The 14,647-nt window shown below is 34.3% G+C and carries 13 protein-coding genes and 1 pseudogene; 8 read left to right on the top strand and 6 right to left on the bottom strand.

The window, feature by feature from the left end; translation table 11 throughout:
• The first annotated feature begins 197 nt into the window (after positions 1–197).
• Positions 198–560, top strand: coding sequence for a hypothetical protein (locus ORL93_RS10120; protein WP_265959000.1), 363 nt, complete (start codon positions 198–200; stop codon positions 558–560).
• Between the two features lie 22 nt (positions 561–582).
• On the opposite strand, the gene ORL93_RS10125 is transcribed toward ORL93_RS10120, so the two are convergent.
• A complete protein-coding gene (locus tag ORL93_RS10125; RefSeq protein ID WP_081623642.1) occupies positions 583–765 on the bottom strand; it encodes an alcohol dehydrogenase catalytic domain-containing protein in 183 nt (60 codons plus the stop codon).
• A gap of 240 nt (positions 766–1,005) precedes the next feature.
• Positions 1,006–2,679 (bottom strand): alkaline phosphatase, encoded by a 1,674-nt coding sequence (locus ORL93_RS10130; protein WP_265959001.1) that lies wholly within the window; start codon positions 2,677–2,679, stop codon positions 1,006–1,008.
• 237 nt (positions 2,680–2,916) lie between these two features.
• Here ORL93_RS10130 and ORL93_RS10135 point away from each other — a divergent pair, with 237 nt between their 5' ends.
• From ORL93_RS10135 to ORL93_RS10150, 4 genes are all read left to right on the top strand, one after another.
• Positions 2,917–3,471 (top strand): hypothetical protein, encoded by a 555-nt coding sequence (locus ORL93_RS10135; RefSeq protein WP_040119215.1) that lies wholly within the window; start codon positions 2,917–2,919, stop codon positions 3,469–3,471.
• 142 nt (positions 3,472–3,613) lie between these two features.
• Positions 3,614–4,645, top strand: a complete 1,032-nt coding sequence (locus tag ORL93_RS10140; RefSeq protein ID WP_265959002.1) for a S66 family peptidase — start codon at positions 3,614–3,616, stop codon at positions 4,643–4,645.
• A gap of 231 nt (positions 4,646–4,876) precedes the next feature.
• Positions 4,877–6,313 carry an FAD-binding oxidoreductase gene (locus ORL93_RS10145; protein ID WP_265959003.1) on the top strand — a complete coding sequence of 479 codons (1,437 nt, stop codon included), beginning with the start codon at positions 4,877–4,879 and terminating at the stop codon, positions 6,311–6,313.
• On the top strand, positions 6,310–6,843 hold the full coding sequence (locus ORL93_RS10150) for an MFS transporter (protein ID WP_018782957.1): 534 nt from the start codon (positions 6,310–6,312) through the stop codon (positions 6,841–6,843). Before ORL93_RS10145 ends, ORL93_RS10150 begins: the two co-directional genes overlap by 4 nt.
• Positions 6,844–6,959: 116 nt before the next feature.
• On the opposite strand, the pseudogene ORL93_RS10155 reads toward ORL93_RS10150, so the two are convergent.
• Positions 6,960–7,343, bottom strand: a pseudogene (locus ORL93_RS10155) (DnaB-like helicase C-terminal domain-containing protein); the annotation flags it as partial.
• A 111-nt stretch (positions 7,344–7,454) separates the two neighbouring features.
• On the opposite strand from ORL93_RS10155, the gene ORL93_RS10160 reads away from it, so the two are divergent.
• Positions 7,455–8,267 carry a hypothetical protein gene (locus ORL93_RS10160; protein WP_265959004.1) on the top strand — a complete coding sequence of 271 codons (813 nt, stop codon included), beginning with the start codon at positions 7,455–7,457 and terminating at the stop codon, positions 8,265–8,267.
• Positions 8,268–8,859: 592 nt separating this feature from the next.
• Here ORL93_RS10160 and ORL93_RS10165 read toward each other — a convergent pair.
• From ORL93_RS10165 to ORL93_RS10175, 3 genes are all read right to left on the bottom strand, one after another.
• Positions 8,860–9,051 (bottom strand): hypothetical protein, encoded by a 192-nt coding sequence (locus ORL93_RS10165; protein WP_080740188.1) that lies wholly within the window; start codon positions 9,049–9,051, stop codon positions 8,860–8,862.
• A gap of 196 nt (positions 9,052–9,247) precedes the next feature.
• Positions 9,248–10,420: an acyltransferase family protein gene (locus ORL93_RS10170; RefSeq protein WP_081623641.1), complete on the bottom strand. Its 1,173-nt coding sequence runs from the start codon at positions 10,418–10,420 to the stop codon at positions 9,248–9,250.
• A 1,104-nt stretch (positions 10,421–11,524) separates the two neighbouring features.
• Positions 11,525–12,754, bottom strand: a complete 1,230-nt coding sequence (locus ORL93_RS10175; protein WP_018782953.1) for a helix-turn-helix domain-containing protein — start codon at positions 12,752–12,754, stop codon at positions 11,525–11,527.
• A gap of 532 nt (positions 12,755–13,286) precedes the next feature.
• Between ORL93_RS10175 and ORL93_RS10180 the strand changes: the two genes are divergently transcribed.
• Both ORL93_RS10180 and ORL93_RS10185 read left to right on the top strand, forming a co-directional pair.
• Positions 13,287–14,039: a YveK family protein gene (locus tag ORL93_RS10180; RefSeq protein ID WP_003210286.1), complete on the top strand. Its 753-nt coding sequence runs from the start codon at positions 13,287–13,289 to the stop codon at positions 14,037–14,039.
• Positions 14,023–14,643 (top strand): CpsD/CapB family tyrosine-protein kinase, encoded by a 621-nt coding sequence (locus ORL93_RS10185; protein WP_018782952.1) that lies wholly within the window; start codon positions 14,023–14,025, stop codon positions 14,641–14,643. Before ORL93_RS10180 ends, ORL93_RS10185 begins: the two co-directional genes overlap by 17 nt.
• Positions 14,644–14,647: the final 4 nt, after the last annotated feature.

The following is a 14,647-nucleotide window of genomic DNA, read 5'->3' on the forward strand; positions in this document are numbered from 1 at the left end:
TATAACATTATACCAAATGTTTACAAATAAAACTAGAATAGTAGGTCTATGTGCAATTGGAACCAGTATAGTTATGTGGACATAATGTAGTTCAGTCCTTACAATGGATTTCAAAGAGGAAATGTACCTATGATAAATACGAAACTTCAGGAAGAATTTAACGCATTAACTCTCCCGTAAGAAAGGAAGGTATATATATGACAGAGATATTGAATTTATCTTTATACTTCATTTTGTTTATCCTAATAATATCCATAGTCTGTTTCATCTTATTAGTACTCATGAAGATTTTCGGAAAACAAATGAATAATCGTCGTTCTGTTGAAAAAGAACTAAATAAACATTCTTCAATAACAGATACAGCAGGACATAAAGACTCAAACATAACTACCAAAGATGCTGAAGCAGATTGGATGAATGCAGTGATGACAACATCTTTTCTTGCTGCAGCTATGAAAAGTGCCAGTGAAAATTCAAATATCGATCATGATTCAGGAACTAGCAGCGATAGTTCCAATGCAGCAAGCCATACTGATTCATTCGATAGTGGGGACTCATAGGGTGAATCAGTATGAAGAATACTTAGCTGTGAATGATAACATTCGCTAGTTTTGTATACACTTCATCACCAGGCTTATATTTTGTTATATTTGTACCTACTTTCACTACAATACCTGAAGCATCTAATCCTAAAATAATAGGAAATGAAAAAGGCAATTTCTCTTGCAATTCTTCCTTTCTCGTTTTCCAATCAACTGGATTTATCCCGCATTAACGGACAGTAACACTCCCACCTCAAAATTCAGCGGAAGCGAAGAAGTTAGGTGGGAGATGAACTGTCCGTAAAAGCCCGATTGGTTCAACTAATAATCAGTGGGGGATGGAAAAAACCCCCACCAATTAAAGTTTCACTTTATAGCTGCCGCACAGAATATCAAGAAAATTGCCAACCACTTAGCCTAACTAGGCTAAGTGGTTGGCAAGCCTTTTTGATTCTTTTTTAGTTTAGCGAGAATGCTTTGTGAATAGATGAATTGCTTTTTCAGGTACATAGAATTTTCCATTGCTTTCTACAACGACGCTTCCTAATTCATAATCTTTTCCATCGATACGGATCATATTTTTATTAACAAACAATTGAGCCTTCGCTTTATTGTGTTTTACTACAAGCACCGGGTTTGCTACATCTTTTTTGTCAATCGTTACAGTTGCACCAATTTGTTTAAAGGCTATTTCAGCATCTAAGAATAATTTGTTTGTTAATTCTCCTAAGTGAAAACCCATTGCTTTGGCCATTGTCTTCGCAATGTCCGTATTTTGGACGAAACCGTATGGCTTCCCGGGGCCGTAAGAGTATAAGAATACATCTTCACCCGTATGACCACCTGTTGTAAAACCGATGTTCGCACGGTTGGCCAATAATTTAGTAAGGATTGGACCTACATCGGCTTTCTTTTGTGCAGCTTTTAACTTTTCTTTTTCATCATCAGTTAGGTTATCTAAACCGTAAAGTGCAGCTACCTCTTTTATATTAGATAAATCATCTTTTAGTTTATTTGTAGCACCTTCAAGTGTCATTTTTGCCTTTTTCAGTGGAGCAATGTAGGCAGATACCGGTGTGGTATCATATCCTTTTGTAGTATTGCTGTTCCCAATGGAAATACCGCTATTACCATGATCCGCTAAAGCAATGACCATCGTGTTCCCATCTTTTTTCGCAAACTGTAACGCTTCTGCAACTGCAGCATCAAATGCCAATACATCGCTAATCATCCCGATTGGATCATTGGCATGTGCTGCCCAATCTGGCTTACTGCCTTCTACAAATAAGAAGAAACCATCTTTATCTTTTGATAATGTTTGAATTGCTTTTCTCGTCATTTGGGAAAGTGTTGGCTGCTCCGGGTTGGTCGCTTCACGATCCATATCGAACGCAAGTGCAGCATTTGAGAACGAGCCCCAAATTTTATCGGATTTGGAGTTTAACAGGGCATCCTTTGTTTCCACAAAGTCGTACCCTTTGTCTTGAATCACTTTTATTAAATCTTCGTTGTCTTGCCGGATTCCACTGCTTGCCGCAGGCTGAAGTACTGCCTTTCCCCCGCCTAACACGACTTCTATATTTTGATACACTTGCTGCTCACCAATCACCTCAAAATTTTTGCGAATAACATGGTGAGCAGAAAAACCAGCCGGAGTAGCATGCTGAATTTCCGATGTAGCAATGATTCCTGTTGCGCGGCCGGAACGTTCTGCTCCTTCTAAGACGTTGGCAACTGGACGACACTTGTCTTCTTCTTTGATTTGTTCTAAGCCAGGTGAATTCACAACAGAAGGTAATACGCCCACGTAGCTTGAATTTGATTTATTTCCTGTCGCTAAAGCTGTTGCTGCTGGCGCTGAATCGGTAATAGCTGATTCTGCCGAATAAGTACGAACACCTCCTGATACGATTTGATCTAGTGCAAGAGGTGCACCTTTATACCATCGAGCCAATGTTGTGGCTGAAGAGCTTGTCCCATCCATAACCATCATAATGACATTTTTGGGTTGTTGTCCTGCTTTTTTCGCCTCAGCTTTTACCTCGTTATCGTTCATCATGCTTCCTGCACCTAACGAACCTAGTGCTACCGTTCCCGCTAATGTTAGTCCCATCATCTTTTTACGAAGAGTAGTCATTGTTGTCCCTCCAAAATTTTTCAGCATCCCCAATCTAACATTCGTATGTAAACAAGCTGTTTCTTCTTATTTAGTAGTACCCTATTGTCACGAAGCTAACAATAACTCGTTCCCTTTGCAGCCAAGTAGTTGCAAAAGTTTTTGCAGGAATTACTGTTACTGTTTTAACCGAATCTTAATTTTTAATATTATAATGAATACAGGATTACCAGAAAATACAAACAAAGGAGAGACCATATGAATGATATGAAGGATCATTTAATCCCCCTTTTAGAAGAGTTAAAAAAAGAACCTACGAAAGAAAATGTAACCCAAATATTAAAAGAATTCGGTGTACAGTCTCCGGAATATTGGGCTAAGGATGAGATAGAAGGTAATGAAGCTGTTCTTGCTAGCTTTCGTTTTTTAAGACCCTTGCAAGAAATATTAGATATGTATTTATATGACAGTGAAGGTTGGGTTCAACGCTCTAATGAACGTGCTAATGAACAAGCAACTCCCGCTTCAGACGATTTGATTATAAAAGAAATGGTGCAAGCAGGAATCTCGCCTGAAAAGATAGGATTGTTTGCGTACTGGATAGCTAGATCAGCTATTAACGAGATTCTATATCGTCTATCTGATCCATGCGGTGGAGATTATGATTTACCAAATGAAGGAGAAGAGCTACCCTCTTGGAGACTAGAGGAATATACAGCGCAAAGTGGAAATCCAATGAACGTAGAACGTACAGGACGACTTTTACTTGAATTACATAATATTTTTCCATTCCATAATCCAGGTGAAAAATAAGAAAAAAGACAAACAATTGAATTCTCCCCCCTCTAGCATAATAGCAGGGAATTTTTTGATCATGTAGAAAAAGGTCATATGCTATATTCTTCAACTATGTGAATCGTATAGTGAATCGAATGATATAAGGGTGGGAGTTAATGTGTTAAGAAAACCAAAGAGATTACAACCGGGAGATCGCGTCGCGACAATTAGTCCTTCTTGGGGAGGCGCAGGCGATCCGGAACTGAGATGGCGTTATGAGCAAGGGGTAAAAAGATTAGAAGAAGTTTTTGGTCTTGTGGTTGTACCTATGCCAAATAGTTTGAAAGGCTCTGATTATATTTACGAGAATCCACAAGCCCGTGCGATAGATCTAATGACGGCATTTCAAGATAAAAGTATTAAAGGGATCTTTGCCAATATTGGCGGAGAAGATAGTATTCGCCTGCTTCCTTATATTGATTTTGATGTTATACGTGAGAATCCAAAAATTTTTATGGGCTATTCAGATGTGACCATTCCACATTTATTTTGTCATAAAGCAGGCATTTCTTCTTTTTACGGTCCAGCTATTTTAACCGATTTTGCCGAAAATGTTGAAATGGATCCGTATACAATTGAAATGGTAAATCGAACGCTCTTTTCCGATGAGACGATTGGCAACATTCAACCCGCTACAGAATGGACAAGTGAGCGTTTAGAATGGATTGAATCGAACAAACATACACGTCGCACTATGCAACAAAATACTGGATATGAACTCCTTCAAGGATCCGGCATCGTACAAGGCCGTTTAATCGGAGGTTGTATAGAAGTACTAGAATTCGCAAAAGGAACAGAACTTTGGCCTGAGAAAAAATATTGGGAAAACAGCATTCTATTCTTTGAAACATCTGAAGACAAGCCAGATCCAACTTATATAAGATATTGGTTACGAAATTATGCGGCGCAAGGCATTTTACAAAACACGAATGGAATCATTTTCGGCAAACCGAAAGACGAGAAATATTATGAAGAATATAAACATGAAATTCTAACAGTTATGAAAGAATATAGTTTAGAAGATTTACCGATTCTTTATAACTTAAATTTTGGTCATACCGAACCTAAGTTTATTTTATCTTATGGTGCAATGGCAGAGATTGATTGTGAGAAAAAGACATTCTCGATTTTAGAGAGTGGCGTGCAATAACGTAAAATTACCATCAGTAAGGGGGTCACTCCTCCCCTGCTGATGGCTCTCAGGATGTATTCCTATCGAGTTCTATACATGTGAACGAGCACGTTGTCACAGAAGAAACTTTTCTTCCGATAACGTGCTTTTTTATTTACATAATGTTCCTTGGCTTCAGAAAAAGATATAATATAAATCTCGAATATACATTGAATTCTTTATACTATCACGAAAAAAGGAGAGTGTATGTTGAAAAAACAAACAATAATAATAGGTATTACTGTATACAGCTTATTATGTATGGCATCTATATATACATATACAAAACAAATAGCCAATCCTGTTATGAGTGATGTGGGCAGATTGCTTCCTACAAAGATTAAACGGGTTGAAAATGTGGAGAATGAGCAGACCTTAAAGAAGCTAGTTAAAGATACAAATGCTTCAGGTGAGAAGATTTCAATTGCGGGAATGCAGCATAGCCAAGGCGGACAGACCTATTATCCAAATGGTACAGTGCTAGATATGAAAGGTTATAACAAAATATTAGAGTTTGATCCAGAGAAGAAGAGAATTCGCGTGCAAAGCGGCGTGACATGGGATGATATTCAAAAGAAAGTAAATCCATATGGTCTTGCTGCTCAAGTGATGCAGTCTCAAAATATTTTTACAGTTGGTGGTTCGTTAAGTGTAAATGTACATGGACGTGATATTCGTCATGAAGCACTCATTGATACAGTAGAATCATTTCGATTGTTAATGGCAGATGGTACGGTTAAGAATGTAAGCAGAGAAGAAAATGCTGATTTGTTTCCTTATGTTATTGGAGGCTATGGATTATTCGGTGTGATCTTAGATGTGACGCTTAAGTTAACGGAAGACGAACTATATGAAATGCAGACGAGAACGCTAGATTATAAGGAGTATACAGCATATTTTAAAGAGAAGATAAAAAAGGACGAGAATGTTCGAATGCACCTAGCGCGTATTTCCGTAGCTCCAACCTCATTTTTAAAAGAAATGTATGTAACAGATTATGTTTTAGCAGAGAACCAAAATAAACGGGAAGAATACAGCAAACTAAAGGAAGAAAATATTATTGCTGCACCGAAATTATTCCTTGGATTATCAAGGTATAGTGACTGGGGAAAGAATACGTTTTGGGATATGCAAAGGAACTACATTGAACGCATAAATGGAACATATGAAACTCGAAATAATGTGATGCGATCAGATAGTACTTTTATGGAATACGAAAATCCAAATCGAACAGAGGTTTTACAAGAATATTTCGTACCTATCGATCACTTTACAGCGTATATAGATGATTTGCGAAATGTATTAAACAAAGAAGAGTTGAACCTTCTTAATATTACTATCCGTTATGTAGAAAAAAATGAGAATGCGGTTTTATCCTATGCAAAGGATGATATGTTTGCACTTGTACTCCTTATTAATCAAGGACGTTCTGAGGGTGAAATAAAGAAAACGAAAGCAGTGTTAGGGAAGATGATAGATGTTACTTTAAAGCACAATGGCAGTTATTATTTACCCTATTATTCTTATCCAACAAAGCAGCAACTTAAGAAGGCATATCCACGTATAGAGGAATTCTTTCAAAAAAAGAAAGAGAGTGATCCGCAAGAACGATTTGTAAATCTATTTTATAAGGAGTACAGTGAATGACATATAGAAGATTTGTAACTTCGCAAAGCATAATTATGATGGCCGGTAGTATGGTATTCCCATTTTACATACTGCTGCTTCGAAATGTTGGAGATAGTTTCTCTCAATTTGGCTGGGCATATGGCTTATTTGCGTTAACTTCCGCTTTAGTCTATCCACTAATAGGAAAGATCTCTGACAAATTTGGAGATAAAAAACTATTAATTGTATATGCTTGGTCTATGGCGGTATTAATGCTCTTTTTTCCCATTGCTACAGAAGTTTGGCATGTTTACATTCTGCAAATTATTATGGGTTGCTTAGGTGCCGTGCAACGAAACACCGAAAAAACATCACTTGCACGAAAAGTAGAAAGCAAAGAAGCGGGCTATGAAATAGGAAAATACCACGTATGGACTTCAGTTGGCGGTGCAGTAGCTGTCATTGCAACAGGGTATCTAGTCGACTTTTTAACGATTGGTACCATTTTTTATATTGCTTCCGTTTTATATATGGTGAGCGGTATTGTAATAGGAAGGCAGCATAAGTAGACAGTAATCTATCTACTAAATAGTGCTTTTTTAGTATTCACTTGGACAATTAATAAAAAAGAGCATTAGCACTGCTCTTTTTTGTGGTTCTAGTGCAAGAATTTTATCAGTTTGAACTAGTCTGTTTTTAACCCCTCCACAAAATTCCCAAACTCCTTCAAAAACCTTAGCTTCATCCCTCCAACAGATCCGTTCCGATGCTTTGCTATCTGAATTTCTGTTATATCTTTATGCTCCGTCTCCTTATCATAATAATCATCCCGATACATAATCACACCCGCATTCTGCTCAATCTGCCCTTTCTCCCTTAGATCAGACCAAAGCAGACGCTTATCTTGACGCGACTCTACCCCGCGGGACAATTACGACAGCACTACGACGCACACGTTTAAATCACGTGCTAGCAGTTTACGGGAAACCTCACCCATTTCTTGAAACACGTTTCCTCTATTGGTCGAATCACCTGTAATAAGCTGCAAATAATCAATACTAATAACTAAAAATTGAAGAACTTAAAGTACTTTCAATAATAGCGAATTGTTATGGTAATATTTCCAATGTATAATTATGGTATTGTTTGTTTTTATGAAAAAAATATGGGGGAATTTTTAATGAAAAAAATCATACTAGGGACACTTACAACTTTCTTTTTATTGGCTGGATGTAATAATTCTACTGAAAGTAAACCAGTCGATACAAAAAAGACTGCGGCAGAAGAAACAACTAAATCTACAAAAAATGAGGATAAACAGGATACCAATCCGAAAAAAACTGAAGAAGTTTTATCACCTACCAATCAGAGTACAAAAGATATCATCACACCATTATTAGTAAAATCAGAAACACCTGCTGATATTATGACAGTACAAATGCAAGAAGATAAAAAACAAAAGTTTGAGGAAATTACGAAAAAAACGCAAGCGAGTATTCAGAAAAATTATGATTGGTACATAGAATATTTAAAAACAGTACAACCTGGAGAAAGATTACCTTACCATGAAAACATGGGAATTACACAAGAAGAATATGAATTCTTCTTATCATCTGATCAATATATGAAACTTGTTAAAGGACAAGAAGGAAAAATTCATTTCAAAAAGATCAGTGACAATGTATACGAGATTCAAACGAGTTCTCCAATCAAATTATTAAACAAAGTTCAAATTGATTTTGCTAGCAATACATTAAAAACAGAGTTTGGTACACTAAATTACGATGATAAAATCGAAGCTGCTGATGGTCAAAAAATAACTGGTAGATGGAATGGTGAACAGTGGCGACTAAGCAATGATAACTTCAATGTAAAGTATGCAATTGGTCAGCTGGAAGACTCTAAGAAAACAATTATTTACATAACAGCAAAAGGTCTTTTAGATGGTAAAACAATCAATCAAGAGCAAGTAATCGAATTTAAAGCACAATAATTCATACGATAAAAAGGATAGATAGTGGTAGAACATTCTACTGCATCTATCTTTTTTATCTTATAAATTAAAAAATATTAATCAAAGCATACCTTTTATTCAGGATATCCACAGCAACAATACTTTTAATCTGTATTTATAGGGGGAGCACTCCATGCCTATCAAACTAAGAAAATAAGTTACCTCAAAACAAAAATTCACTCCATCACAGTGGTCTATGAGAACTATATAAATATGATAGATATAGGGATAACGACGCTTATGCGCCTATGGATAAATAATCAGAATAATCAAATAATTATCACCTATACAAAAGACGATTCCGTAATCAGAAAGGTTTCAGACTTATCCCTCCATATGAAGAAAGGACTAGGTTCATGACAACCCCGTCCCAAATTCCCTCTCATTTACTTTTGTTTTGTATATCGAATCGTTTGAAAAGATTCTGGATCAAACAACTAGATTTTCCCCTCACCAAAGTTCTGAATTTTTAAGTTGTCATTCTATGATAATGATAGTGCCATTCAAAATATTTTCTTATTTTCCTGATTCCAATAAAAACACTTTCTACCGTTTATTTTCGTAAGTTCATTTAGTAAATCTGTTTTACAATTTTTTCAGAGTTCATATCCTCTATGCAATCTACATATCCTAACGAATTCACAGTAATATATCCTTCTTCGAACCATACATCACAAGCCTTGCACATAGGTACAACAACGTTTACATCCTGTCTCTCTCGAATGTCACATTCTGAATGTTTCTTTATATAGGTTGCTGTCAATCCTTTTAAGGGAAAATGCCTTCCACAAATGCCCAGCTCGTTTTCCCCCAGTCCTCTATCGTATAATGAAGCGGCTTTTACGAATGTTTTTCTATAAGATGAATTTGAAAATATCCGATTCTGTTATATCTAACATCCTCGTTTTTTCTTTACATGTTCGAGAAGATTCAACTTTGCTCTCTTACTATATAAACTCCTATGAAATACGATCCCTTATTTTCATTTCCTTCCAGAATATATTTCTCCATCTCCTAGTTAAATACCGTCCAAGGTTTATGCAGGGTTTTTCAATAAATAGATACCCCAATGAAGATAGTAAAAAAGAAAGAGAAAAGGAAAGAAACACTATTAATATGGTAGGTAGTTTATCATAAAATAAATACATAACTGAGAATAAAGAAACAAGATGATATAAATAAAGACTATAAGAAATCTTTCCAAGAAAAACAAATACTTTTCTTCTTAATAACGCACTAAATGTCCATGAAGAGATACTCATAATCATTACCATACAAACCCCAAATGAGACAACGTAGTTTCTCAATACATAATTGTTCAAAAAATCCACTTCGCCAATTATTCCTTCGTACATAAAACAAATAATTGCAATTAGCAGTAATGCAATTTTCATTATTTTATTCATATTTAAAACATAATGGAAAATAAAATAACGATACTTCGCTAATAGAGCTCCCATAAAAAAAAGAGTGATGTAGTGAAAACTTAAAAAACTACTAGTTATGCTTCCACTAGGATTAAACAAATACAAACCCATAGTCGAAGAAAAACTTAGAACAATAAACCATAATAAGGAATATTTGAGCCTTTTGCGTATAAAAAAGAAAGTCAGAAATGGAAATATAATCGAAATTCTCATTTCATGAACAAGAGACCATATAACATTGTTATATGCGTCTGTGTTATACTCACCGATAAAAACAAGATGTTGTAATAATAAAGCTGGTGTATCTGCAGTGGTCCATGATTTACTAAACCAATCACTAATAAATGGCATATCATTACGACTAAAAAGCATTTTAGCAATAATAGAAATGCTGATTGCTACTAAATATGGTATATAAATTCGGCAAATCCGTTTTATTATGTATGTATCATAATGAAATTTCTCATTATTAATAGATAAATACAAAACAAAACCACTCAATACAAAAAAGAGAATAACAGATTCGTTGCCGCTACTAAAAAAAAGACGTAAAGGAGTTTCCTTGAATAAATAAATTATGAAGGGACTGTTTAACTCATACTGATAATTTTCATACGCAGGCAATAGCATCATATGATGCCCGATTATTACAAGAAGTGCTGCTAATCCTCTTAGAGAGTCAAACTCCTCATATCTTTTCATCATATTACACCTACTAAAAAGATTTTTATTAAAATACAAGGTGACTTCAATCTTGTTGTTTACAGAATTATAATGTTACTTACAGTTGCAGGAGAATAATGGCGTTCTAAAATGCGTTCTATATATACTCATTTCACTTTGATACATACGAATACTAGCCATCCATTTCTACGATGATATGGAGCGAATGATTGCGTTTGAAAGGCCCCGTTTTGATCACAAGGAACAGATAAAGCTTATATTTCCCCATATTTTGTATCGATTGTTCGTTGGTAGCAATCATTTCGACTATTCGCTACGTCTTCCTACTAACGCGAAAGAAATTGGCAAATCTACTCTTTCTTTTAAGAATTGTGATACTTTTCTCTAGTTGCTTATATAAATGCGCCTTCATTCATTAAGGGGGTACTCCTCTCTTAATTTGTTTAGTCGCAAACTTAAAAACCTCTTGTATTTTCCCTATTCACAAGACAAGTATATTTACACAAAATATTTTACGCTACCAAATATAACATGTATTGGTAAAAAATGAAAATACGGAATGATTATTCTTTAATAGGCAGCTAAAAAAGAATTCCATAAAGAATACGGGATTCTTTTTTATTTCGAACATTCATTTAATCCACGCTAAAAAGGTAAACATGGAAAAGCAAAAGTTTCTTAGCTATCGCATTCTATTCCTATATTAATTCAAATGGATTTTTTACTATTCTTTCTGCACTATTACATACTGAAAGTAAAGGTGGAAATCTTAAAGTATTAAAATCCATTTCCTTATTATGTTCATGTAGTGAGCAGAATTATAAGGAAATGGATTCTACATATTTTCAAATAAAGTGAAACTTTAATCAGTGGGGGTTTTCTTCATCCTCACTGATTATTAGCCCGACCAATCGGGCTTTTACGGGCAGGATCCCCCACCTATCTTCTTTGCTTTTGCTGAATTTTGAGGTGGGGGTCTTACTGCCTGTTAATGCGGGATAAACAGAGAAAATTTTTGAGGTAAGAGTATTATTTCTTATAAATAGCGAGGTAAATTGAGTTGATGCATTATATATATGTGATCAAGTATTACACATATCTCACCTAGCTGTTAAGATATCAAGCCTATATCACGGTATGCTTTTCACGATATTGTCTAGGAGTCATGTTACATATTTTTTTGAAAACTCTTGTGAAATAACTTTGATCATAAAAGTTAAGCCAAGCACAAATATCTGATAATGGATATGTAGTTAATGTTAATAGTTTTTTTGCTTCTTCTACTCGTTCCCTTTGAATATATTCACTTAAAGGAATTCCTACTTCTTTTTTAAACAATTTAGATAAATAAGTAGGATTAATGTCAAGTAGCGTAGCGAGATTATTGAGAGATATTTCATGGTAAATGTTTTTTCTAATATGATTTAAACATGTAGTAATTGTATTCGAATATCTTTGAATACTATATTCTTTAACACGATCAGCAAAAGCACATAAAGCGTCCTCAATTAATCTATTGACCGAATACATGTTATCTAGTTGTTCAATGGTCTCCATATAGAGAGAACTAAGCGAAAAAGCAATTTCTGGCGGGAGATTCCCCTCTATTGCATAACGAGTAGCTAAAGTAATGGCCATTATTCCATTATTTTTTTGATTTCTTAGTTGATTTCTTTTTGATGAAATTACAGCATCTTCTTGCGGAAATGCATATGCATATTTTATTAATTTTTCTTTGTCCCCTTCTTTAATGCTTGTGAAAATTTTCCGTTCCAATGATATATCGTAATGATCAGAATTATTTTGACGCCGGGCTGAAATATATAAATCAGGATTCGCAATTTCATAGGAGGTTTTCTCCAATAATTTATTTTCTCTCCAAACAGCACCTACATCTAACTTTTCTTTAAAAATTATGTAATGTAATAAAATTCCTATATCAATTAAAGTTATTTTTTTTATCACAGGTATGGAATGATAGTATTCAATTCCATCTTGTATTCTAACATTTCTCCCAAATTCATTCATAAGTCTAATGGCCATATCTTCTGATACCTTGGGATATGTAGAGGGTCCAATAACAAAGGTTCCTTTTATATATTCATGATCTACTATGTGAATAAAAACGAAATTTTCTAGATAACTGTTCCCTCTCATAAGCGGAAAATCATAGAGATCATTTTCCTGAAAAATTTCACTAAGTTGTTCTTCCTTAGAAGAATAAAAAGGACTGCAAATATCATTAGAAGTAGATTTATATAAGATTTTTTCATCTGTAGATAAAAATTGAATAGATACTTGAAATGTTTTATATAAAATATCACACAAATATTGTATATCCATAGAATGATTCATTATATTCTCCTTTTAACTAGATAAGATTATAAAGCTTCATATAAAAACCAAACATTTTAATTCATACATTTATGGATTTATAAATAAATTTGCAAAAAGTTAAATATACCCAAAAATTACTAGTATTTTCAATAAAATACAATTTACATCAAAATATTACCATAAATATTCAGAAAAAACACTTATTATTTAGATTTATAAGAACAATAGCATAATGATCGACTTCTTTATTTAAGTAGCCATTTGATTAATTTATTTGTTATGTACACCTTTTTTGTAGTCATAGAAATTTCAAAAAACATACTCACATATACCCTCTTGGCATTCTTAGCTTGATGACGATGTGGCTATGCCCTACATAGTAAAAATTTAGGAGGAAGCATTCTGTTCAATTTTTGTTCAGATGCTAGGTTTATAATTTTTTCACCCTAGTATAAATGTTATAAGGACCTTTTCAAAATCAAAAGTGATAATTCCCATTCGGAAAATCACGCCAAAACTCTACTATTAAATTGAAAAAGTGGTGAACTAGATGAATGAAAAAGTAAAAATAAAAGAGTTTATGCAAGTTTTAAAAAGGCGATTCTTAATTATTATACTTACGACAATTTGTACTAGCGGGTTCATTATTATTTCATCCATGTACCTTATGAAACCGATTTATCAGTACTCCACCCAAGTTCTTGCTGGATCTTTAGGCGTAGAAAAAGAAGAAAATCCAGTAAATAGAGTACAAGATAACAAACAGCTAGCTCTTTCATATATGGATATCATAAAAAGCCCATATATCATGATAGGTGTAAAAGAAGAGTTAAAGCTAACTCGTTCAAGCTATGATTTGCTTAAACAGGTTTCCGTTACTAATAGAAATGATTCACAGATTATTACAATTTCAGTGAAAGACTCTAATCCACAATTAGCTAAGAAAATTGCACAATCCGTCGCAAAGCAATCCATATCTAAATTTAAAGACTATGCAAATGTAAACCGCCTTAATATTCTTAGTGATTCCGGGGTGACGGAAGAAGCCGAACTGCTTTTTCCAAAACCCAAATTCATTATAGCCATTTCAATCATAATTAGCTTTTTTGTCGGAATTGGCTTGGCAATTCTACGAGAACACTTTGATGATTCAACTTACAACAATCGAGAACTCGAACATCTTGGACTCCCATTATTAGGAAGAGTGAACTTAAATACCAAAAAAAGAAACAACAAGCAAAAAACAGCTTATAAAAGCTTATCTTCAATGAAACAAGGTGAACATAATGACCATCAAATTTAAGAGGAAATATTTCTTTAATCCATACGATATCACCATCAAAGAACGATTTTATAGCATATGTAACCATATTGAACCGAACCTTCAAAAGGAAAAACCAATATTAATGATTACTTCACTTGCACAAACACAAAATATAACCAATGCTACTGCTTATTTGGCCCTAGCTTTTTCAGAACAACGAAAACGAGTGTTGGTAGTGGATGCGAATCTGCGTCAACCTTCTTTACATCATGTGTTTAACATCGATCATTCATTTGGCCTAACCACCTTACTCCTAAGAGAGCAAAATAAGGATACTACAATAAAAATAACGGATTATCTATCTTGTTTATCTACAGGTGAAGATCTTTATGAGCCAGTGGCATTGTTAACATTAGAGACCTTCCCAATCCTAATTGAGGAGTGGAAAGAGCATTTTGATATCATTCTGTTTCACACATCCGATTTCCTAAACACACCAGATGCACAAATCCTCGCAAAACATTGTGATGGCATTGTTTTAGTGATACAGGAAGGCCGTGATAAGTTAGATAAGATTGCGAATGTAAAAAAACAACTAGAACATAGCAAACATGAAATAATCGGTACAGTCATTATTTCATAAAGGG

The organism is Bacillus sp. DHT2 (assembly GCF_026241455.1).
Classification (GTDB): domain Bacteria; phylum Bacillota; class Bacilli; order Bacillales; family Bacillaceae_G; genus Bacillus_A; species Bacillus_A pseudomycoides.